Below are 19915 nucleotides of genomic sequence, written 5' to 3' on the forward strand. Positions count from 1 at the left end.
TTTCACGAAAGAGTCCGCTAGCCGCCCTGCCAGGGCTGGCTGCGGATTTTTGCAACCTGGCGCTGCGCCAGCCACTGCCACAATTGCAGCGCGGCATCCTGCGGCAGGGCCGACATGCGGCGCGGACTGGCCAGCGCGATCTCGCAGTCGCGGTCCGACCACTCTTCGAAAGTGACTTCGCCTCCGCTAGCGACTTCAACCTGATACATCAAGCCATCATCGTAGCCAAAGCGCAGCAAGACGGCGGCCGGGCTGCCATCGGGCGCGATAGCGGCGCCCCGGTAGACCTCGGCCAGCGCATCGGCCAGCTGTGTCGGCGAGGGCGCACAGATATCGCGTCCGTCGGCCCGTGTCAGAATGAACCATGCCTGTGTCATGACGCGCCCTCCTATCCATACTCGTTAGCATGCGAGGCAAGTAATACGGGCAGTCACCTGGGTCCATGGTCACGTCGGGCGCACGGGAACTATCCCTGTCGGCATTGTTTAGCAAGAACCACCAATACTAACAAGAATAATACCTAATTTTCGTGCAGCGCGGCATTTATGCATATTGCGGCGGCCGGCACGCGCATCAGGCCACCAGCACGGGGATGCTGAGCGGGTCGAAGTCGTGCCAGTCGCCATTCGCGATCGTGCCTTCGGCCTCTTCGATATGCTCGGCGCCAAGCCGGTGCAAGGCCTCGAGCGCCCGCTCGCGCTCGTGGGCAGCCCCCAGCGCCACGGCGATCAGCATGCCCGGATGGCGGGGCTGGCGGCGATTTTCGCCCTGCGTGTCGCCATCGCCATCCGGGCTTTCTTCCGGCTCGCCGGCGCCCTTCATTTTATTGAAGCTGTAGAGCGAACCCACGTGGGCGCCCACCAGCGCGCCGACCACCGGCCCCAGCGGCCCCGTCGCCACGGTGGTGGCCGCGCCGATGCCGGCACCGACGGCGGCGCCCACGGCCACGCCTTCCGCCACCCCTTCGGGCGTTTCCTTGGCGCCCGGTGACATGTCGCGGTCGCCGCCCAGCGCATGCAAGTCATGCTGGCCCGGCTGGTTGACGAAAAAAGCGCTGATGCGGCTGTCGGGAAAACCCGCCTGGTTCAGCGCGGCGCGCGCGGCGTCAATTTGGTCCTGCAACTGAAAATGGCCTGCGATGATGCGTGACATGATCTGCCCTCCTGGTCGGCTGCTGGCGCACCGCGCGCCACCCGCATAGCGTGCGCTTGCTGCTGGCGAAATACCGTTCGCTTGCGCACACAGCTCACACATCCTCAGGCCGCCACGCCATACGGGCTGCGGCATCGGCCAGGAATTGCCGTATCCGCGCTGCGTAAATCAGGTCAGCGATCTGCGCGCTACCAGTGCGGCGCGTAATTGGGAAATGGCGACGCCATGTGCTCGGGTTCCACGGGCGGCGCCATCCAGTCGCGCGGGTCGACCTTGTAGTACTGCAGGAATTGCGCGTACAGCTCCGCATGGTGCTCGGCCATCTGGTAGGGCTTTTCAAAGAAGGTTTCCGTCGCCACGGCAAAGAATTCGGCGGGATTCGTGGCGCCGTAATGGTCCATCACGCTTTGCTGCTGGACCATGGCGTCGTGGCGCAGATTATCGAAATCGCGCGACAGCACCGTGGCCCAGCTGCGATAGCTGGACACGTTCGGCAAGTACGGCGCGCCATTCGCGGCGCCCGATTCGCTGTCGAGCTGGTGGGCGAATTCATGCAGCACCACGTTGTGGCCATCGGTCCAGTCGGCCGCACCGCGCTGCACGTGGTCCCAGGCCAGCACGACGCGGCCATCGCCCCACGATTCACCCAGCAAACCATTCGCCGATGGCGTCACCACGCCGCCCGGCCCCACTTCATTGCGCGTGACAATGAATTCCGTGGGATACACGAGGATGGTGTCGAGCTCGGGATACACCTGCGTCTGGCGGTTCAGCAGCAGCAGACAAGCCTGGCCGGCGATGGTATAGCGCATCTCGTCCGTGATTTCCAGGCCGCCGCAGCCGACGAATTTCTTCTGGTACAAAAACTGCACCACCAGACGGCGCAGCTGCTCCTGCAGCGAGGCAGGCATGCGGCGGTAGACGGGAATATTTGTTTCCAGCACCGCCAGGCCTTCCGGTGGCAAGGGTTGGTCCAGCGCCCGCTTCAAGCGCCAGCGGGGAAACCATAATGAAAAGACGATGGCGGCCGTGACAAGGGCAATCCATAGCAGCGGGTTCATGCGGCAACCCGTTTCAGGCAGCGCGATGGCGGGAACGATAGCAGGGCGGCGTAGGCAGACAAGGACAAGCTCCTTCAGGTGAACCCGCGCAGTACGGGCAGCAGTCCAGCCCACATGGGGATGCTTGCAGTGTTTTCAATCAGACACCGTGAATCACCGGCCCCAACGCCAAAAGCCGGGTTGCAACCCGGCTTTTCTTACAACATCACACGACTTGGCAAAACCGTCGCGGGCGGCATTGCTTTGCGACCAGGAAGCGCAACCGTATCTCAGAACGGAGTCGCCGAACCGGTCAGCATCGCAGGCGGCAGGCCACGCGAGGTTTGCGCAGGTATTACTCTGCCGCTTTCTGTTGCGGGGCACCAAACAAGGCGGCCACCAGCGGATCGCGCGTCACGGGACCGCGGTTGACGCGGATGGCGTAATGCGTGTCATCGGCCAGGATGTGGAAGTGGCGGCCGCTGCCTGCCATGCTTTGCTCGCGCAGGCCGGGACGGTCCTTGCGCGGTGGCGCGCCTTCGCGTTTTGGCTGGACGATGGCGGCCAGGAAGGCACGCACGCGCTCAGGGTCTGGGGTCAGCTGGTACACTGCCTTGCCAAGGTAGGTGGCGGTGCCTTCGATATAGCGTGCCAGTTCGATCACGCCAGCTTCGCGCAGGTCGCGGATGTATTTGCGGGCACCGGATGGCGAAAACTTGAGGAACCAGGCGATTTCATCGGCCAGCATCTCGTGCAGCGACAGTTCGCCGATCAGCTTTTGCATGTTTTCGATACGGCGCAAGGTAGCGGATGTCGAACGCACGCGCTCGATCGGTGCCATGGAAATGGGATTCATGCGCTCCGGGGGGATCGGGGCCGCACGTTCCACCATTTGCGAGCCTTTTTCGGGGCTACGAAGTTCCTGGTGCGCTGCCTTTAATTCGCTCTTCACGTGAGACTGAGTCATTGCATGCATTTGAATACTCCTTTTAAACGATTGCCGGTAGCCCGGATTGTTAAGTTCTTGGCAATTTTTATGCCAGAAAGCCACAAATCCTAGACGTCTGACCATAGAATGCCCGTCTCGCCTGTCTTGGTCTGTGCGTTAACGAACATTAGAAGCAAGAAAGTGAAAAATATTTCCATGTGGAATTATTTTCTCTTTCTCCCTACTTTCATCGCGCTCGACTTTTCATCCGCTGTCACTTACTTTCACCGCGTTTCACCGCGCTAGGTGAAATAGCGAACAGAAGCGTCAGCACTCTTGCAATAAATTCAAGGCTCCCGCGCGGCACGCGATACCTCGCTTGCCACGCCCGCCGCGACAACCATTGCAAAGGAACCATCATGAAGATCATGAAACTCCCCGCCCTGCTGGCCGCCACCCTGCTCGTCACCCTGTCCGCCTGCAAAAAGCCTGCCGACGCGCCCTTGCCCGAGACCGCGCCCACACCCAGCTCCGCGCCCCAGGTAATGCCGCCACCCGTGACCCCGGCCACGCCGGAAGCGGGCCCGGGCAACGTCACACCGCCAGCGCCGCTCACCGATCCTGCGACGGCCCCCGCACTGCCGCCCGCCACGCCGGCCAAATAAGCGCGACAAAACACATCAGACAGGCGCCCGCGCGGCGCCGCCCCGACTCCACGGGGGAGTTACGCGTTGCCAGCTGGTTTTGCAACGCGTTTTTTTACGATTGGAGTGGGCCAGGCGATTTAGGTTCACCCTCCCCGCCATCCATCCCGCCTGCCGCAAGCCCGCCAGTGCCTGCCGCGTAACCGCCGGCAATGCGGCAAACCGCACGCCGTTTCCCTCTCTCGTGCGGAAAAGCGGAATCACGTAGTTTCCTCATTTCAATAGATTCAAATTAAACCTTTATAAACAATCACTTGCAATAACCGTCAAAATGCGCTCCACTGGCACGGAAGATGCTTTTATATTTTCATAACCGCCACAGAGCGGCGGCAGCACCCCATATAAAACCATCTACCTTTTGGAGACACAGCATGGCTCGCACTTTCCGCATCTCGTCCTTCCTGAATACCAAAGCACTGGCCGTGGCCGTCGCCCTGGCCGCGCAATTCCCGCTGGCCGTCCACGCGGCCGACACCGTGCGCCTGGGCAACCTGAAATTCGCCCATTACGGCGCCGTCGCCTACATGAAGGAAATCGCGCCCAAATACGATTTGAAAATTGAAGAGCGCATCTTCGCCAAGGGCCTCGACATCGTGCCGGCCATGATCGCCGGTGAAATCGATGTGTCCGCCAGCGCGCTGGAAGCGGCCATCACGGGCCGCGCCACCGGCTTGCCCGTCTACCTGGTGGGCGGCTTCGCCAAGGGCGGCGTGCAGATCGTCGGGCGTCCCGACCTGAACATCAAGGGCATCGCCGACCTGAAAGGCAAGAAAGTCGGCGTCACGCGCGGCGGCCCGCAGGAAATCCTGCTGTTTGCCGAACTCACCAAGGCCAAGCTGACCTGGTCCGACAAGCCGGGCAAGGACGTGCAGATCCTGTACATGGGCTACCCGGACTTGAACCAGGCCCTGCTGACCAAGGACATCGACGCCATGAGCCAGTCCGAGCCTTACTCCACGCAAGCCATCCACAAGAAATACGGGTCGGCCATCCTCAAGCCGTATGACACGCCGCTGGGCGAACCCGTGCGCGCGCTCGTGATGACGGAAAAAATGTACAAGGAAAAGCCGGCCGTGGCGCAACGCTTCATGGATTGCTTCGTCGCCGCCACGCGCGCCTTTTTGGCCGATCCGAAACTGGCGGAAAAATACGTGCGCGAATCGATGTTCAAGAACCAGATCACCACCGAGGATTACCGCGATGCCATCGACAACGCCATCTTCACGGAAGACATCACCCAGAGCCACGTGCAGCTGACCACCGACTACATGGTGAAATTCGGCGTGGGCCGCATGGCCAAACCGCCTGCCGCCAAGGACTGGGTCAAGCTGGACCTGCTGGAAAAAGCCAAGAAGTCCTACGCTCCACGCTAATCTGAAAGTATCACGATGAATATTCAAATGATGAAACGCTTCGCGCACGGTGCCGCCGTGCCCGTCGCCGTGCTGCTGCTGTGGCAAGCCATGTCGACATTCGGCTGGATCAATCCGCAGATCCTGCCCTCGCCCGTGGCCGTGCTGGTGAAATGGTATGAATACCTGATGCCGATGGAAGCGTACACGCCGGAAGCGGGCAATTACCTGGTGTGGATGTTCTCCGGCGAACTGCCGCATGACGCCTGGGCCAGCCTGTCGCGCGTGCTGGGCGGCTTCGCCATCGGCGCCGGCCTGGCCTTGCCGCTGGGTTTGCTGATGGGAACCAACAAGACCATCTATAAACTCTTCGACCCGCTGGTGCAGGTGCTGCGCCCGATTCCGCCCATCGCCTACATTCCGCTGGCGATCCTGTGGTTTGGCCTGGGCAACCCGCCCGCCTTCTTCCTGATCAGCATTGGTTCCTTCTTCCCCGTGCTGATGAATACCATCGCCGGCGTGCGCCAGGTCGACGGCATCTATATCCGCGCCGCGCGCAACCTGGGCGCCAGCCAGATGACCATGTTCCGCCGCGTCATCCTGCCGGCCGCCACGCCGTACATCCTGGCCGGCGCGCGCATCGGCATGGGCACGGCCTTCATCGTCGTGATCGTGGCGGAAATGATCGCCGTCAACAGCGGCCTGGGCTTCCGTATCCTGGAAGCGCGCGAATACTTCTGGTCTGACAAGATTATCGCCGGCATGTTTACCATCGGCCTGTTCGGCCTGGCCATCGATATGGCCATGAACGCCCTGAACAATCATTTGCTGCAGTGGCACCGCGGCCTGGAACACTGAGAGGAACGGCCATGACCACGATCAATATCAATGCAGTCAATAAAATCTTCACCACCGGCGGCGCGGACGTCATCGCCCTGAAGGATATCAACCTGGAAATCGCCAGCGGCGAGTTCATCTGCCTGCTGGGACCGTCAGGCTGCGGCAAGTCGACCCTGTTGAACGCCATCGCCGGCTTTTCACAGCCGACCTCGGGCCAGATCCTGGCCGGCGGCAAGCTGATCACCGAGCCCGGCCCCGACCGCGGCATGGTGTTCCAGGAGTACGCGCTGTTCCCATGGATGACCATCGAGGCGAATATCGCCTTCGGCCTGGAAATCGCCGGCAAGACGCCGGCCGAGATCAAGGAACGGGTCGACATGCTGCTGAGCATGCTGGGCTTGACGGAATTCCGAGCCCGCTACCCGAAAGACTTGTCGGGCGGCATGCGCCAGCGCGTGGCGATCGCCCGCGTGCTGGCCCTCGATTCGCCCATCATGCTGATGGATGAACCGTTCGGCGCGCTGGACGCCCTGACGCGCCGCAACCTGCAAGATGAATTGCTGAAAATCTGGAAGGTCTTCGGCACCACCATCGTGTTTGTGACGCACTCGATCGAGGAATCGATCTACCTGGCCGACCGCACCATCGTCATGACCTACCGTCCCGGCACCATCAAGCGCGACGTGGCCATCGACCTGCCCCGCCCACGCGACCCGAGCGACCCCGAGTTCAACCGCCTGAAGCGCATGCTGGGCGAGATGGTGATGGAAGAGCAGCAGCGTCACCACAACGCGGAAACGATGGCAAGTACGGCTGATTAGTGGCTGATTGCGTCTGACCAAACCTGCTGCGCGTCGGTATAGGCTGCCTGTGATGCTCACCGGCTCGGCGCCCCCGTACTTTAGTACGGTTGCGCTTCTCGGCCACCTCTCCCTTCCGCTCGCTACGGTTTTGTCAGACGCCGCAAGTTTGCTTGTGAGCCATTACTTTGGATTCACCCCAGTCGGGGTGAATCACGCCATACACTACAATACCGTCGTAGCAACCCGAGAATTTAACCCGACACACGGAGCACCATGGCATTCGGCAAATGGACCATGAGACCAGCGCTCGGCCCCCTGCTGGCCGTGGGTTCGCTGGCCGTGCTGGCGTGGGCGTCGTATGCCTGGGTCAAGCAGCGCCAGCTTGATGAATTGCACCGCACCCTCGATTCGCGCGCGGAGCTGTATGCGGCGTCCATCGGCGGCGCCCTCAACAAATACGAATTCCTGCCCCTGGCCGTGGCCCAGAGCGATGCCGTGGCGCAACTGCTGGAACAGCCAACGCCAGACAAAGTCGCGCAGATCAATGCCTACCTGATCGACATCAACCAGCGCGCGGGCGCCTTTGCCGTGTACGTGCTCGACGACAAGGGCACGACCCTGGCCTCGAGCAACTGGCAAGACCGCAGCTCGTACGTGGGCGTCAACTACGGCTTCCGTCCGTATTTCAAGAACGCCATCGCGGGCGGCATCGGCCGCTTCTACGGCATCGGCGCCTCGACCTTCGAGGCCGGCTATTTCATTTCGCAGCCCGTGCAGCGCAACGGGCGCATCATCGGCATCGTTGCCGCCAAGGTCAACCTGGACTGGATCGAGCAATCGTGGCGCACGCCCGGGGCGGGCGAACAGATCTGGGTCAAGGATGCGAATGGCGTGCTCATCCTGGCCACCACGCAAGCGTTCAAGTTCAAGACCCTGGCGCCCTTGTCGCCGGCCGCCAAGAAAGACATCAGCGAACAGCGCCAGTTCCTGCAAGAAAACCTGCCCATCCTGCCGCACCAGGTGCGGCGCCAGTTTTCCGATGGCGCCAGCGTGATGACACTGGAGCGCCCGCAGACGGGCGATACGCCGGCCCTGTCCGGCAGCGCCGACTACCTCGCCGTGCACCGCGCGCTGGGCCCGCTGCAATGGCAGATCACCGTGCTGGCCGAACTCGACCAGGTGAACGCGGCGGCGCGCAATGCGGCCATCGCCGCCGCGCTGGGCTGGGCCCTGCTGCTGCTGGCCCTGATGTATGCGCGCCAGCGGCGGCGCCGCATCGACGAGCGCCTGAACGCGCAGCAGACGCTGGCGCGCGCCTATGAACAGCTGGAAATCAAGGTCGAGCAGCGCACGGCCGACCTGGTGCACGCGAACGGCCGCCTGCAGGCGGAAGTGGCGGAACGCGAACGGGCCGAACAGACCTTGCGCTATGCCCAGGCGGAACTGGTGCAAAGCGGCAAGCTGGCGGCCATCGGCCAGATGGCAGCCGGCGTGACGCACGAACTGAACCAGCCGCTGGCCGCCCTGCAAACCTTTTCCGACAATGCCAAGGTATTTTTGGCGCGCGGACGCATCGACGATGCACTGGACAATCTGTCGACCATTTCCGACCTCGTCAAGCGCCTCGGCTATGTCACGTCGCAGCTGAAAGGCTTTGCGCGGCGCAGCGACGATGCCCGCAAACCCGTCAGCGTGCGCCAGGCCTTCGCGCAAACCATGCTGCAAATCCGCACGCGCAAGGGCTCGCAGCGCTTGAGCCTGCATGAAAGCTGGCTGGAAGACGACATCATCGTGCTGTGCAATGCGATTGGCCTGGAACAAGTGTTCAGCAACCTGATCACCAACGCCATGGATGCCGTGCCGGAAGGCGAGCCCGTGCAGATCTGGCTGCAGGTGCGCAGAGAAGGAACACTGGCCATCATCCATATCACCGATAATGGCCCCGGCATCCCGCTCGCTTCGCTCGACAAGATCTTCGACCCCTTCTATACCACCAAGGAACACGGACTGGGCCTGGGCTTGTCGATCAGCGCCGGCATCCTGCGGGCGGCCGGCAGCGCGCTGGCCGTGCGCAACCGCAGCGCCGCGGAAGGGGGCGGCGCGCAATTTACCATCACCCTGAGCTGCGACTCGGGGGAATAGAACAAAGACAGAGGATCGGATGCACGAGAATAATTTTGACGGCATGCAAGTGCTGCTGGTGGAAGACGATGCCGTCGTGCGCAAGGGCGCGCGGCAATCGCTGGAACTGGCGGGCCTGCAGGTGACGGCCGTCGCCACGGCGGAAGAAGCCCTGCCGTGGCTGGTACCGGAATTTGCCGGCATTTTATTGAGCGACATCAAGCTGCCCGGCATGGATGGCTTGAAACTGCTCGATATCGCCGTGGCGCAGGATGCCAGCCTGCCCGTCATCCTCGTCACGGGCCACGGCGACGTGTCGATGGCCGTGGGCGCCATGCGCCGTGGCGCCTACGATTTCATCGAAAAACCGTTTTCCGCCGACCTGCTGGTGGAAGTGTGCCGCCGCGCCCTGGACAAGCGCCATCTGGTGCTGGAAAACATGAAGCTGCGGGCGCAGCTGGAAAACCGCGCCGGCATCGAGGCGCGCATCGTGGGCCGCAGCGCGGCCATGGCCAAGGTGCGCCAGCTGGTGCTGAACCTGGCGCCCAAGTCGGCCGACATCATCATCCTCGGCGAGACGGGCACTGGCAAGGAACTCATCGCGCGCTGCCTGCACGACTTCAGCGAACGGCGCGACCACCCTTTCGTGGCGATTAACTGCGGCGCCCTGCCCGAGTCGATCTTCGAGTCGGAACTGTTCGGCCACGAGGAAGGCGCGTTCACGGGCGCGCAGCGCCAGCGCATCGGCAAGATCGAGTACGCGAACGGCGGCACCCTGTTCCTCGATGAAATCGAAAGCATGCCGCTGGCCCTGCAAGTCAAATTGCTGCGCGTGCTGCAGGAGCGCCAGGTGGAACGGCTGGGTTCGAATAAACTCATTTCCGTGAATTTCCGCGTCATCGCCGCCGCCAAGGAAGACTTGAATGTGCTGGCGGAGCAAGGCAAGTTCCGCCCCGACCTGTATTACCGCCTGAATGTGGCCAGCCTGACCTTGCCTGCGCTGCGCAACCGCCGCGAGGATATCCCCCTGCTGTTCGAGTTTTTCGTGCTGCAGGCAGCCCTGCGCTATGGCCAGCCGGCCGCCCTCGTCAGCGGCGAACTGCTGGCCTCGCTGATGGCGCAGCGCTGGGCCGGCAATGTGCGCGAGCTGCACAACGTGGCCGACCGCTTCGTGCTGGGTCTGCTCGACGATACCCTGAGCCCGGCCGGCTGCCGCGAAGCCTCGCTGGCCGAACAGGTCGACACTTTCGAAATTTCCATCATCGAGGAAGCCTTGCGCCGCCACAATGGCAACGTCATCGACGCGGCCGCCGCGCTGAATATCCCGAAGAAGACCCTGTACGACAAGCTCAAGCGTTTCGACATTTCGACGGAACAATTCCGCTGATGCCTGCATGGCGGCCAGCCATGCACCCACATGCGTGAGCGGCGTACTCCTACTTGCCAGCCTGCCCAAGGGGGCCAGAATGGCTATTCCTCTTCCTCTTCTGAAGGAGTAGCCATGAAAACATCTGCATGCATGCTGGCCACCTTGCTGTTCGCTGGCGCAAGCGCCCTGGCACTGGCGCAATCGACGGGCAATACGGCCACCGGCGCCGGCGGCACGGCGACCCGGCAAGATCAGCAATCAACGCAGGACGGCACGGCAGCGTCCCGCAACAACGACAAGAAACAGCAGAAAAAATCCGCGAAGTCGCGCAACCACGACAAGGCGGTGCAGCCCAGCCGCGGCACCAATTCGGGCGGCGGCGCGCCGGGCAGCGCCGGCCAGTCCGCAGGCAACGCCACGCGCAGCGGAACGCAAGACATGACGGGCAATACGGGCGGCACGGGCACGACAGGCACGTCGGGTACCTCGGGCACTTCCGGCACGACAGGAAACTCGGGCACGTCCGGGACCCCTGGCAATACCGGCAACACGGGTACCCCAGGCAACACCGGCAACACCGGTACCACGGGCAACACGGGCGTGGTGCCGCCGCGCCAGCCCGGCCGCTGAGCGCCGGCCGCCCGGGCCGCGCATGACGGCGCTGCAGGCGGCGCTACTCGTCCATGGCTTGCTGGGCGGCGCCGACGTCATCCTCAACCACGAGCTGCTCGCGCGGCTGCCGTCGCGCCCCGGCGCGGTCGCCGAGCAGCGCCTGCACAGCGCCCGCGAAGCCATCTTCGCCCTGCTGTTCCCGTCGCTCGGCCTGTTCAGCTGGCATGGCTGGCTGGCCTGGTGGCCTGCGGCGCTGCTGCTGGCGGAAATCCTCGTATCGCTGCGCGATGCGGTGGTTGAAGGCGACACGCGCCGCCTGCCCGTGCCCGAACGCATGCTGCACGTTTTGCTGTTCATCAACCTGGGCGTGATCGCCACCCTGCTGCTGCAAGGCATGCCAGGCTGGCGTGCCATGCCGGCAGCCGTAGCACCGCTGCCCGTCGGCGCGGCCGGTGCGTGGCTGGCCGGCATGGGTGCCCTGGCGCTCGCATGGTGCGTGCGCGACGCCCTGAGCGCGCGGCGCCTGCGCCTGCAGGCCGGCAAGCGGGCATGAACAATGGCAATACGCTCACACGCACAGGAGGCATATTCCTACTTGAAGCTGCCATCGGACATGTGACAATCCAGTCTCGACAGCAATACTCGATTCACGCACAGGACAGACATCATGAAAACTCCCGCCCTCCTGCTGGCCGCCACCTTGATGACCGTCGGCGGCGCCTGGGTGCAAGCCCAGTCGACGACGAATGTGAATCAGACGGGCAACCACACCAACAATCCCAACGACCAGGGGCAGAAATCGGACCAGTCCGACAAGCTCGACAATAAAGGCCGCCTGATTCACAACGGCAAGACCGACAAGACGCGCACGGACAAGCGCAGCCGGCGCGGCAAGCCGGCGGCCAATCCCGAGAACAAGCCGCACGGCGGCCAGCCCACCGCACCGCCGGCGGCAACGCCGGCCGCGCCCAGCATCCCCATCGCGCCACCGCCGCCAGTGACGACGCGCTGAGGTTGCACCCCGGCAGCTGCGCTACAGCACATGGCGGTCGAACAGCCGGGTGCCGTAGCGCTCGACAAAGACATAGGTGTTGGCATAGCGGGGACGGCTACCCGCAATGTCCCCGAACTCGACCGTCAAGCTGATGGTCTGTGCATCATGCACGCTCCAATTCCTCAAGCTGCGCGCAATAAAATAATTGTCGCCATCGATACGCGGCGGCCGCAGCAACGTCAGCTCGCCGTTGCGTGTCGTCACCATCCGTAGCGCGTGCGCAGGCTGGCGCACCTGTCCCGTGACCTGGAAAAAAACCACGACAGGATTGATGGCCGCCCTGACCACCGCCATATCGTTCGGGCCGGTGATGGCGGACAAGTCCACGCGCCGCTTGAATGTGCGGCTGGGTGCCTCATCCATAAAGACCAGATCCAGCGCACCTGGCCCCTGTACCGGTACCGGCGCCGGCGCCACGCGCATGGCATAGGGCGCATCTTGCGCCTGCGCGGCTGGCAAGGCGAGCGCGCCGCACAGCATGGGCAGCAATATCGATAGTCGTAAAGTCATGGGCTGAGTCATGGGCTGAGTCATGGGCTAAGTTCTGCAACGATCCATGCCGCGAAACGCGCGGCCCGCTGATGCCAGTCGCAGATGGTCACGATGCCGCCTGCCGCTCAAGCATAAGGCAATCGTGCACCCGTGAATAGTAGCCACACGCTATCATCGCGGCAGGAGAATATAACAAGGATGGTAATGAAAGCAGCATGGCAAGCAATGGCGGCGGCAGGAATGCTGGTGGCCGCAGGCGTACAGGCGGCGCCGACGGTGGGCGAATGCATGGAGCTGACGCCCGGCATCAGGTTCATCAAGAACAATGGCGACGTGCAATTCAACGTCGAAGAAATGTTTGAGGGCAAGAAACTCAAGGGTACGCAGCTGATCCTCGACGGCGGCGTGCTGCTGGCCACGTCCTACCAGGATATCCGCGACGGCCAGGTATTCCTGACGGGCATGGTGCACTACAACGAAGATGGCACGCTACGCAGCAAGAATGTCTACACGCCGCAGTCCGCCATCCCCGCCAACATGCGCGCCGGCCAGGAAGTGCGCGTGAAGTTCGCGGACACACAGACGAGCACCCATTACCCGCTGGCGGGAATGTCCGACAAGATCACCACCTCGACGCGCACGGACGAGCGCAATTTCTCCATCACCTTTCTTGGCTGGGAACGCCTGGAACTGGGCGGACGCCGCTTCCCCGACGCCTGCAAATTCGAACTGCATGACGTGGGAGGCAAGAGCAAGGGGCAGAGCGGCGAATACGTGTGGTACGCGCAAGGTTACGGCGTGATCATGACGGACAAGCTGGACAAGAATGGCGAGGTGCAGCCGGCCTACCGCATCGCGCTGACGAAAATCCTCGACGCACCGTAATTTTGCCAACTTTTGCGCTAGAATCAGCTGAATGCATTCTTGTCAGGAAAATATGTCGCCGATCGAACGCAAATGGTGGTTCATGCTGCCCGTCATGGTACTGAGCGGCATCGCCACCCAGTTTCTCCTCACCAGCGCCGAACTACCGCACGCGCCCTCCTTCGCCGGCAGCCTTATTTTTGGCCTGTGCATTGTCACACTGTACCGCGGCCTGTCGTTCTGCATCTGGATGGGACTGCTGTGGGTCGCACCAGGGCTGGCGGACGGAAAACTGGGCAGGCGCTAAGCTGCAGGCTGCGGCGCCAGCGCGGCGTCGCTATGCGCTCTTCGCAAAGTTTGCGTAGGCGCAACTAATCCGCCCTTGCCCGCCCTACACTGTCCTGTCTGGTCAGCAAGGAGCGGTGATGGCGTATCCAAAACTTCCCTATGCGAATGGACGTGCGCAAGCCTTGCTGCATTGCGAACGCCAGAACGACGCCATCGTACGCATTCGCCCGGAGCTGCCGGGCAATGTCATCGTCATCCATGGCGTGAACGACGTCGGCACCAGTTTCAGTGCCGTGGAAAAAGGCTTGTGCCAGGGACTCGATGCACGCATGTATGGCGGCGGCCATGTGTTCACCCCAGCCGCCTACCGCCTGCCGCAGGCAGCCGACAAGCATGCGCTGATCGCCGACCCGGACGATGTGTATTTCAAGCGCCAGCAGGACGACACGACGTACAGCCCCGTCATCCCGTTTTACTGGGGCTTTCGCGAACGCGGCAACGCCAGCAAAGTCGTCAACGGCCAGAACACGGATCGCTACGGCAACCGCCTCGACAAGGACATGTCGAAGAACGGCGGCCCGTTCGGCAACGCCACCAATACTTTGCCCGACATGTGGAACAAGGGCTTGTACTCGCCGTATGACGTGGGCGGCGACCCCGTGCGTCCGCTGATGACGGCGCCGGGCCGCATGTACATGGTACTGGCCGCCAAGCGCCTGGCCGCCCTCATCGCCATGGTCCGCGATTACGACAGCAACGACGTGGTATCCATCGTCGCGCACAGCCAGGGCTGCCTGATCTCGCTGCTGGCACAAGCCTTTTTGCTCGACGAAGGCAGGCGCCCGGCCGACACCCTGATCCTCACGCATCCACCCTACAGCCTGGTGGAAGACACCACCATGTTTTTTGGCGCGGCGGAATCGAGCCGTATCTTTGGCGGCGGCCGGGATGCGGCGATGGAAGACCAGTACGAAGCCATCGACAACCGCCAGACCCTGCATGCGCGCTTGCAGACGCTGGCGCAGATCGTGCAAGGCGTGGTGGCCAAAAAGCACGCCACGCCCGCCCTGGCGCAAATCAAGGATCACGCCGTCTGCCATGGCATGGCGGGCGCGACATGGCGCGCGGAAGCGGACCGCGACAACCGCGGCAAGGTGTATCTGTACTTCTGCCCCGAAGACATGACGGTAGCGCTGGACAATATGCAGGGCATCGGCTGGCAGGGCATACCCGACCACATCGACGGTCATGGGCTGTCGAAAACCAAGGGCAAGACGGACAAAAGCATCTGGGGTGATGGTCCCACCTGCTGGGAGAAGCAATTCCAGCGCCGCCAGCCGCTGGCGGAACTGGGTAAAGGATTTTATCAGCGCGTATTTACCAACAAGCAACGCCTTGACGGCGCTGGCAAAAACAATGGGGCGGTACTGGTGGGCCAGACGCCTCACGACTTCGCCCTGCGCCTGGAAGGCGAGGACGACCATGCCCACGTGGCCGGGGCTAACCGGGGCCACCGGGGCAACCATGACGAGGCACAATGGCCGCCCGTCAAACCCGGCAAATGGAATATCTTTTCCAGCGCGGCAGGCCAGCGCGAAGGCTTGCGCACGATCAATGGTGAAGCACTGCGCGTACCCAGGGCAGCCGTGCTGGACGGAGGCGAGATACGCCCTGGGCAATTCCCCAGGGATTCCGATCAGGCCAAGCTGCCGCGCGACCAGCAAGGACCGTGCGAGGAAGTCGATCCGATCGACGCGGCCATCGCAGTGACCAGCAAGCAAGGTTTGCGAATGCGCAAACAGGAAATCATCGCCGACCCACGCCCCTTGCAGCAGCGCATCCCCGAATTCGGTGCTGGCATGTTCGGCGCGGGCCAGCGCGAACAGGTGGAAAAGGCCTTGAACCGGGGCAAGGAGGCGGGCGAGCAATGCAGGATCGACCGCGTCTCGCGCCATCCGGGCGGCGGCGACAAGCTGCTTGTGAACCGCGAAGAAACCCCGAACGAGGCGCGCAAGCGCTGGCAGAACGAGGTCAGCCCCAAATCCTTCCACGGGGCCATTATCGGCAACGCAGAGAATCATCGCAACGTGACGGCGTATGACGTGGCCATCGGCAGCGGGAAGGCGAGCAGTGATCCAAGGTTTTATGAATATTTGTGCGCCGTTGCCGACTGGCGATTACAAGGCGATATCCGTAATCCAGTGCGGCCATCCATCCCCCGATGGAATGACTTCCAGAAAAAATTTGCAATCTACCTGGCGGCAGAACCGGCGCAGCGCCAGCTCATTATCAAAGGCAATGCCGACTACTACAGCTCGGGAGTGTTGCCAGCCTTCGTGCCTGCCTTGCAGGCGGGTCTACCATCCACTGTTGTGTGTGAAACAATCAACGGCAGGCGTACCGAATCGGTCGTCACGCCAGTCGTCCACAAGCCAAGCGACGATATCCCAAAATGAAAAGTACATTTCCACGCTTACGATATCCACTCGGTGCCGCCCTCATCGCGTTGGCTCTATTTGGGTCTTTGCTGATCGGTCCGTCACCTTTCTTATTGGAGTCCACGATGCGTAGTAAATTATGGCACCACCTGCAATGGCTGTTGCTGATCCCGCCCATCGTCGCGGCTACATTGCTCGGTTCTCGCTGGCTGCATTCGTCCAAGCCTGTGGCCGTCACACAGCCGCAAGTGCAACAAGCGGCGCCCAGCGAACAGGACAAGCGGGAATATGCGCTGGAAGTCATCGGTCTCGGCGTCACTCTGGACAAGTATCGCCAAGGCAAGCTGTGGGAAGCGCTGCAGCAGGGAAATGCCTATGCCAGCATCCGCGAACAGGACAAGGAAAAATACGCCTGGAACGCCATGCAAAGAGCTGGGATAGCCGGTGGCCGCGGCGGCGACACGCTGGAGAATGGGGCGAGGGATACTCCCATGTATTTCGGCGTCCCCGTTTTCAATGCTGAGCCACCGATCTTCAATTCGCGCATGCTGGACAGCCCCGACTCACCAGCCATAGGCCTGGCCGGTGGCGCCGCTTCATCCGGTCTGCACTGGCATCTGTTCGCCAGTGGTCCACGCCGCCTGAGCGAACATCCGGACCGCATCCTGGAAGAGGTATTTGCGTTTTTCGATGCCCATCCCGACGTGCCTTACATCGTGCTCAATTCCGAAGACAGCATGCCCACGCGCGACCTGTACAGTCCTGACAACTCTCCGCCGCTCACACATGACGGCCGCTACATCCCCGAAATGCCCGACGCCTCCGCTCTGTTCGTGCTGGCCCGGCGCGAGCGCATCGACGCCGTGCGGAAGTTTGCATATGACGATGCGCCGCCCGAGGACAGCGTCGATGACCTCAACACCTACGGCGTGGCGCGGCGCCTGTATCTGGCATATGACAAATTGATGCGGGCCGTGCCCCATCCAGACAAAAAAGAAGACCCGAGTGCATTCACCCAGCGTCAGCCCTCAATCGCCGAATGGCTCCCCGCCGCCGCGCAATTCGCGCAGCGCCCCGACATCCGTGACACTGGCACTTTCAGCATGGTCGACAGGCTCAAGCACAAAACTTATCACCCTCCAAAAGACTGGCAAGCCACGCCGTGGTTTCCCTTGCCGTTCAACAAGGAGCAGCTGGCGCAGCTGGACCGCCTGCCCACCTTCGGCTTTATCCACAGGCCCACGTTTGTCAGGATGAAAGATGAACACGGCAAGCCGCTCACGCGGGGCGACCAGCGCGAGCAAGCCTTGCAGGCGGGCTGGCAGCAAGCCTTGCGCAGCTTGCCGGAAAGCGAGCGGCCCGCCGCTCCGGCGCGCCTGGTGGCGGCCACGGGCGGCAACCAGGCGCAGCTGCTGGCACTGCACAAGACCTTGCTGCGCCATGCGGAAGGCGGCGGCATGGAACTCGACAGTGGCAACACGGCGCAATGGGTCGATACCGACCGGCGCCTGGGCAACACGGGCGCGGCCACGCTGTTCGTGCAAATGGCCATCGGCGTGATGGGCAGCTACCGCGATGGCGGCGTCAGCGCCGTGGTCAACCTGCGCAACCGGGAGGAAGCGACAATTGTGCTGATCAGCCCGCCGTCGGAGGAAAAACGCCGCACGCAAAAGCACCCGCACGGCGGCGATGTGTTGCGGCACTATGTCACGCCGGCCATCGATCCGGCGAATTATCCATCGAACTGATTATTTACCCTGTGCGGCAAACTGCGCCAGCGCATTGCCCCGCACCTGGAACGCCACCTGCGCCACCGTCTTGCCTGCCGCATCGACCAGCGCCAGCGCGTGCTTGCCCGGCACGGGCCGCCAGCTGATGCTCTCTGTTGCCGCGCCCATGTCCTTGCCGTCGAGCACCCAGCGCAAATTACGGCTGCCCTGGGCCTGGAAGAAGACGCGCTGCAAGGCGGGCGGAATGTCCGGGTCGATGGCGAGGATGCTATCTTCGGCCGGGTAGACGATGGCCGGTGGTTTGACGGTGTCGCCCAGCACGGCGATGACGGGGCTTTCCGTGCCGGCAATAAACCATTCTCGGCGCGGCGCTTCCAGCGCGGGCTGGTAAGCCACCATCTGCTGCAGCACGCCGGGCGGCGCTTTCGGCGCATGGCTGGGCACGTTCTTGTGCAGGTAATCCATGACGTCGCGCCAGACGGGGGCAGCGCCCGTCACGCCCGAGACGTCCCACATGGGCTTGCCATCGAAGTTACCCACCCATACGCCCACCGTGTAGCGTTCCGAGTAGCCCATGCACCAGTTGTCGCGCATGTCCTTGCTGGTGCCCGTCTTGACGGCACTCCAGAAATTCGTCCCCAGCTCGTTGCGCAGGCCAAACGTCATGCTGCGCGCGGCGCGGTCGGCCAGGATATCGCCGACGATGAAGGCGGCACCCGGTTCCATCACGCGGCGCTTGTCCTTGCCCGCCTGGCCAGCTTGCAGGCCGGCTGTGCTGTAGCTGCCGCCATTGGCCAGCGCGCGGTAGGCATTGGCCAGTTCCAGCAAGCTTACTTCGGATGAACCGAGCGCCAGCGACGGCCCGTAGTATTCGGCCGCTTCCGTCAGGCTGGACAGGCCCACGTCCTTCAGGCGATTATAAAAACCGTCCTGGCCCGTCAGCAACACCGTGCGCACGGCGGGAATGTTCAGGGAACTGGCCAGGCTGGTGCGGGCGCTGACATGGCCCTTGAAGTTGCGGTCGTAGTTTTGCGGCGCATACATGCCGGACGCCGTGGCGACGTCGAGCGGGGAATCGTCCATGACGGACGCGGCCGTCATCAAGCGGCGCTCGATGGCCAGTTCATACAGGAACGGTTTCAAGGTGGAACCGGCCTGGCGCAGGGCCGTCACGCCATCGACGTGGCTGCCGCCCGCATTGCCCACATAGGCGAGGATTTCACCGCTGCGGTTGTCCAGCACGATGATGGCGCCATCGTTGACATTACGTTCGCGCAAGGACGCCAGTTGCTGGCGCAGATTTTCCTGCGCGAAGCGCTGCAATGGGCCATCGAGCGTGCTGCGGATGGCCACGCCCGACTGCTTGAGCAGCAGCTGCGCCACTTGCGGCGCGGGCGCCAGATCCGCGTACAGGGCCGTGCGCTGCAGGGCCGTCTGCACGCGCTGGCCGATCAGCTGGCAGCTGCTGTCCATGCGCCACTCTTTTGCCAGCGCGCAGGCGCGCCGCGTGACGGTGGCCGGCGGCGCGTTCGGCGCGCGCACCAGGCTGGCCAGGATGATGCCATCCGTCTGGTTCAGGCCGGAAGGCGCCTTGCCGAACAGGCTGTACGAAGCAGAGGCGATGCCCTGCAGTTCGCCGCGGAACGACACGAGGTTCAAGTACGCCTCGAAAATCTGCGCCTTGCTCCAGCTATCCTCGATGGCTTGCGCCGCGCGCATCTGGTCCCATTTCTGGCGCAGGCTGCGTCCGCCCGCCGCCGCTTGCAAGTCCGCATCGAGCTGGCCCGCCAGTTGCATGGTGATGGTGGACGCGCCGCGGGCTTTCCTGGAAAACAGATTGTCCCAGGCCGCCGTGGCCAGCGCGGACACATCCACGCCGCCATGGCGCATGAAGCGCTGGTCTTCCGCCAGCAGCACGGCCTGCTGCACGGCGGGGGAAATATCGGCCAGCGGCACCCAGGGCAAGCGCCGCACTTTCATGTCCACGCGCAGGGATTGCAGCGGCGCACCGCTGCGGTCGAGCAATTGCGCCTCCGAACTGCGGTAGGCGGCCTGCACCTGGGCCGGCGTCAATATCGCTTCAGCGAAGACGGGGCCAGCCAGCAGGCAGCCCATGGCAAAGACAACA

At 63.0% G+C, this 19915-nt stretch carries 19 protein-coding genes; 13 read left to right on the top strand and 6 right to left on the bottom strand.

Annotated features, from left to right (window positions below; genetic code table 11):
* Positions 1 to 17: 17 nt before the first annotated feature.
* The 4 genes from ACQ4WR_RS22950 to ACQ4WR_RS22965 form a co-directional block, all read right to left on the bottom strand.
* Positions 18 to 377: a hypothetical protein gene (locus ACQ4WR_RS22950; RefSeq protein ID WP_102299091.1), complete on the bottom strand. Its 360-nt coding sequence runs from the start codon at positions 375 to 377 to the stop codon at positions 18 to 20.
* 196 nt (positions 378 to 573) lie between these two features.
* Positions 574 to 1152 carry a hypothetical protein gene (locus ACQ4WR_RS22955; protein ID WP_436490103.1) on the bottom strand — a complete coding sequence of 193 codons (579 nt, stop codon included), beginning with the start codon at positions 1150 to 1152 and terminating at the stop codon, positions 574 to 576.
* Between the two features lie 188 nt (positions 1153 to 1340).
* Positions 1341 to 2213, bottom strand: coding sequence for a M90 family metallopeptidase (locus ACQ4WR_RS22960; protein WP_436490105.1), 873 nt, complete (start codon positions 2211 to 2213; stop codon positions 1341 to 1343).
* 334 nt (positions 2214 to 2547) lie between these two features.
* Positions 2548 to 3048, bottom strand: coding sequence for a winged helix-turn-helix domain-containing protein (locus tag ACQ4WR_RS22965; RefSeq protein WP_010396453.1), 501 nt, complete (start codon positions 3046 to 3048; stop codon positions 2548 to 2550).
* A 491-nt stretch (positions 3049 to 3539) separates the two neighbouring features.
* Here ACQ4WR_RS22965 and ACQ4WR_RS22970 point away from each other — a divergent pair, with 491 nt between their 5' ends.
* The 9 genes from ACQ4WR_RS22970 to ACQ4WR_RS23010 all read left to right on the top strand — a co-directional run bounded on the left by ACQ4WR_RS22970 (position 3540) and on the right by ACQ4WR_RS23010 (position 11933).
* Positions 3540 to 3785: a hypothetical protein gene (locus tag ACQ4WR_RS22970; protein WP_102292598.1), complete on the top strand. Its 246-nt coding sequence runs from the start codon at positions 3540 to 3542 to the stop codon at positions 3783 to 3785.
* A 410-nt stretch (positions 3786 to 4195) separates the two neighbouring features.
* Positions 4196 to 5197 carry an ABC transporter substrate-binding protein gene (locus ACQ4WR_RS22975; protein WP_102292599.1) on the top strand — a complete coding sequence of 334 codons (1002 nt, stop codon included), beginning with the start codon at positions 4196 to 4198 and terminating at the stop codon, positions 5195 to 5197.
* A 27-nt stretch (positions 5198 to 5224) separates the two neighbouring features.
* Positions 5225 to 6034: an ABC transporter permease gene (locus ACQ4WR_RS22980; protein WP_436490107.1), complete on the top strand. Its 810-nt coding sequence runs from the start codon at positions 5225 to 5227 to the stop codon at positions 6032 to 6034.
* An 11-nt stretch (positions 6035 to 6045) separates the two neighbouring features.
* Positions 6046 to 6837: an ABC transporter ATP-binding protein gene (locus ACQ4WR_RS22985; RefSeq protein WP_436490109.1), complete on the top strand. Its 792-nt coding sequence runs from the start codon at positions 6046 to 6048 to the stop codon at positions 6835 to 6837.
* 276 nt (positions 6838 to 7113) lie between these two features.
* Positions 7114 to 8961, top strand: a complete 1848-nt coding sequence (locus ACQ4WR_RS22990) for a sensor histidine kinase (RefSeq protein ID WP_436490110.1) — start codon at positions 7114 to 7116, stop codon at positions 8959 to 8961.
* 19 nt (positions 8962 to 8980) lie between these two features.
* Positions 8981 to 10327, top strand: a complete 1347-nt coding sequence (locus ACQ4WR_RS22995) for a sigma-54-dependent transcriptional regulator (protein ID WP_102292602.1) — start codon at positions 8981 to 8983, stop codon at positions 10325 to 10327.
* A gap of 114 nt (positions 10328 to 10441) precedes the next feature.
* Positions 10442 to 10939 carry a hypothetical protein gene (locus ACQ4WR_RS23000; RefSeq protein WP_436490113.1) on the top strand — a complete coding sequence of 166 codons (498 nt, stop codon included), beginning with the start codon at positions 10442 to 10444 and terminating at the stop codon, positions 10937 to 10939.
* 22 nt (positions 10940 to 10961) lie between these two features.
* Positions 10962 to 11474 (top strand): hypothetical protein, encoded by a 513-nt coding sequence (locus ACQ4WR_RS23005; RefSeq protein WP_436490115.1) that lies wholly within the window; start codon positions 10962 to 10964, stop codon positions 11472 to 11474.
* Between the two features lie 114 nt (positions 11475 to 11588).
* The gene (locus tag ACQ4WR_RS23010; protein ID WP_436490117.1) at positions 11589 to 11933 is read left to right on the top strand and encodes a hypothetical protein; all 345 of its coding nucleotides are present in this window, start codon (positions 11589 to 11591) and stop codon (positions 11931 to 11933) included.
* A 21-nt stretch (positions 11934 to 11954) separates the two neighbouring features.
* Here ACQ4WR_RS23010 and ACQ4WR_RS23015 read toward each other — a convergent pair whose 3' ends face one another.
* On the bottom strand, positions 11955 to 12485 hold the full coding sequence (locus ACQ4WR_RS23015) for a hypothetical protein (RefSeq protein ID WP_436490119.1): 531 nt from the start codon (positions 12483 to 12485) through the stop codon (positions 11955 to 11957).
* 186 nt (positions 12486 to 12671) lie between these two features.
* Between ACQ4WR_RS23015 and ACQ4WR_RS23020 the strand changes: the two genes are divergently transcribed.
* From ACQ4WR_RS23020 to ACQ4WR_RS23035, 4 genes are all read left to right on the top strand, one after another.
* The gene (locus ACQ4WR_RS23020) at positions 12672 to 13352 is read left to right on the top strand and encodes a hypothetical protein (RefSeq protein ID WP_146012230.1); all 681 of its coding nucleotides are present in this window, start codon (positions 12672 to 12674) and stop codon (positions 13350 to 13352) included.
* 52 nt (positions 13353 to 13404) lie between these two features.
* The gene (locus ACQ4WR_RS23025) at positions 13405 to 13638 is read left to right on the top strand and encodes a hypothetical protein (RefSeq protein WP_102292608.1); all 234 of its coding nucleotides are present in this window, start codon (positions 13405 to 13407) and stop codon (positions 13636 to 13638) included.
* 118 nt (positions 13639 to 13756) lie between these two features.
* Entirely contained in the window at positions 13757 to 16075 is a 2319-nt protein-coding gene (locus tag ACQ4WR_RS23030) for a T6SS effector phospholipase Tle3 domain-containing protein (RefSeq protein ID WP_436490122.1), read from the top strand.
* Positions 16076 to 16182: 107 nt separating this feature from the next.
* Positions 16183 to 17805, top strand: coding sequence for a type VI lipase adapter Tla3 domain-containing protein (locus ACQ4WR_RS23035; protein WP_436490124.1), 1623 nt, complete (start codon positions 16183 to 16185; stop codon positions 17803 to 17805).
* Here the strand turns inward: ACQ4WR_RS23035 and pbpC are convergent, their stop codons facing one another.
* Positions 17806 to 19902, bottom strand: a complete 2097-nt coding sequence (gene pbpC / locus ACQ4WR_RS23040) for a penicillin-binding protein 1C (RefSeq protein WP_436490185.1) — start codon at positions 19900 to 19902, stop codon at positions 17806 to 17808.
* Between the last annotated feature and the right edge of the window lie 13 nt (positions 19903 to 19915).

The organism is Janthinobacterium amylolyticum, assembly GCF_051380655.1.
In the GTDB taxonomy this organism is placed as follows: Bacteria; Pseudomonadota; Gammaproteobacteria; order Burkholderiales; family Burkholderiaceae_D; genus Janthinobacterium.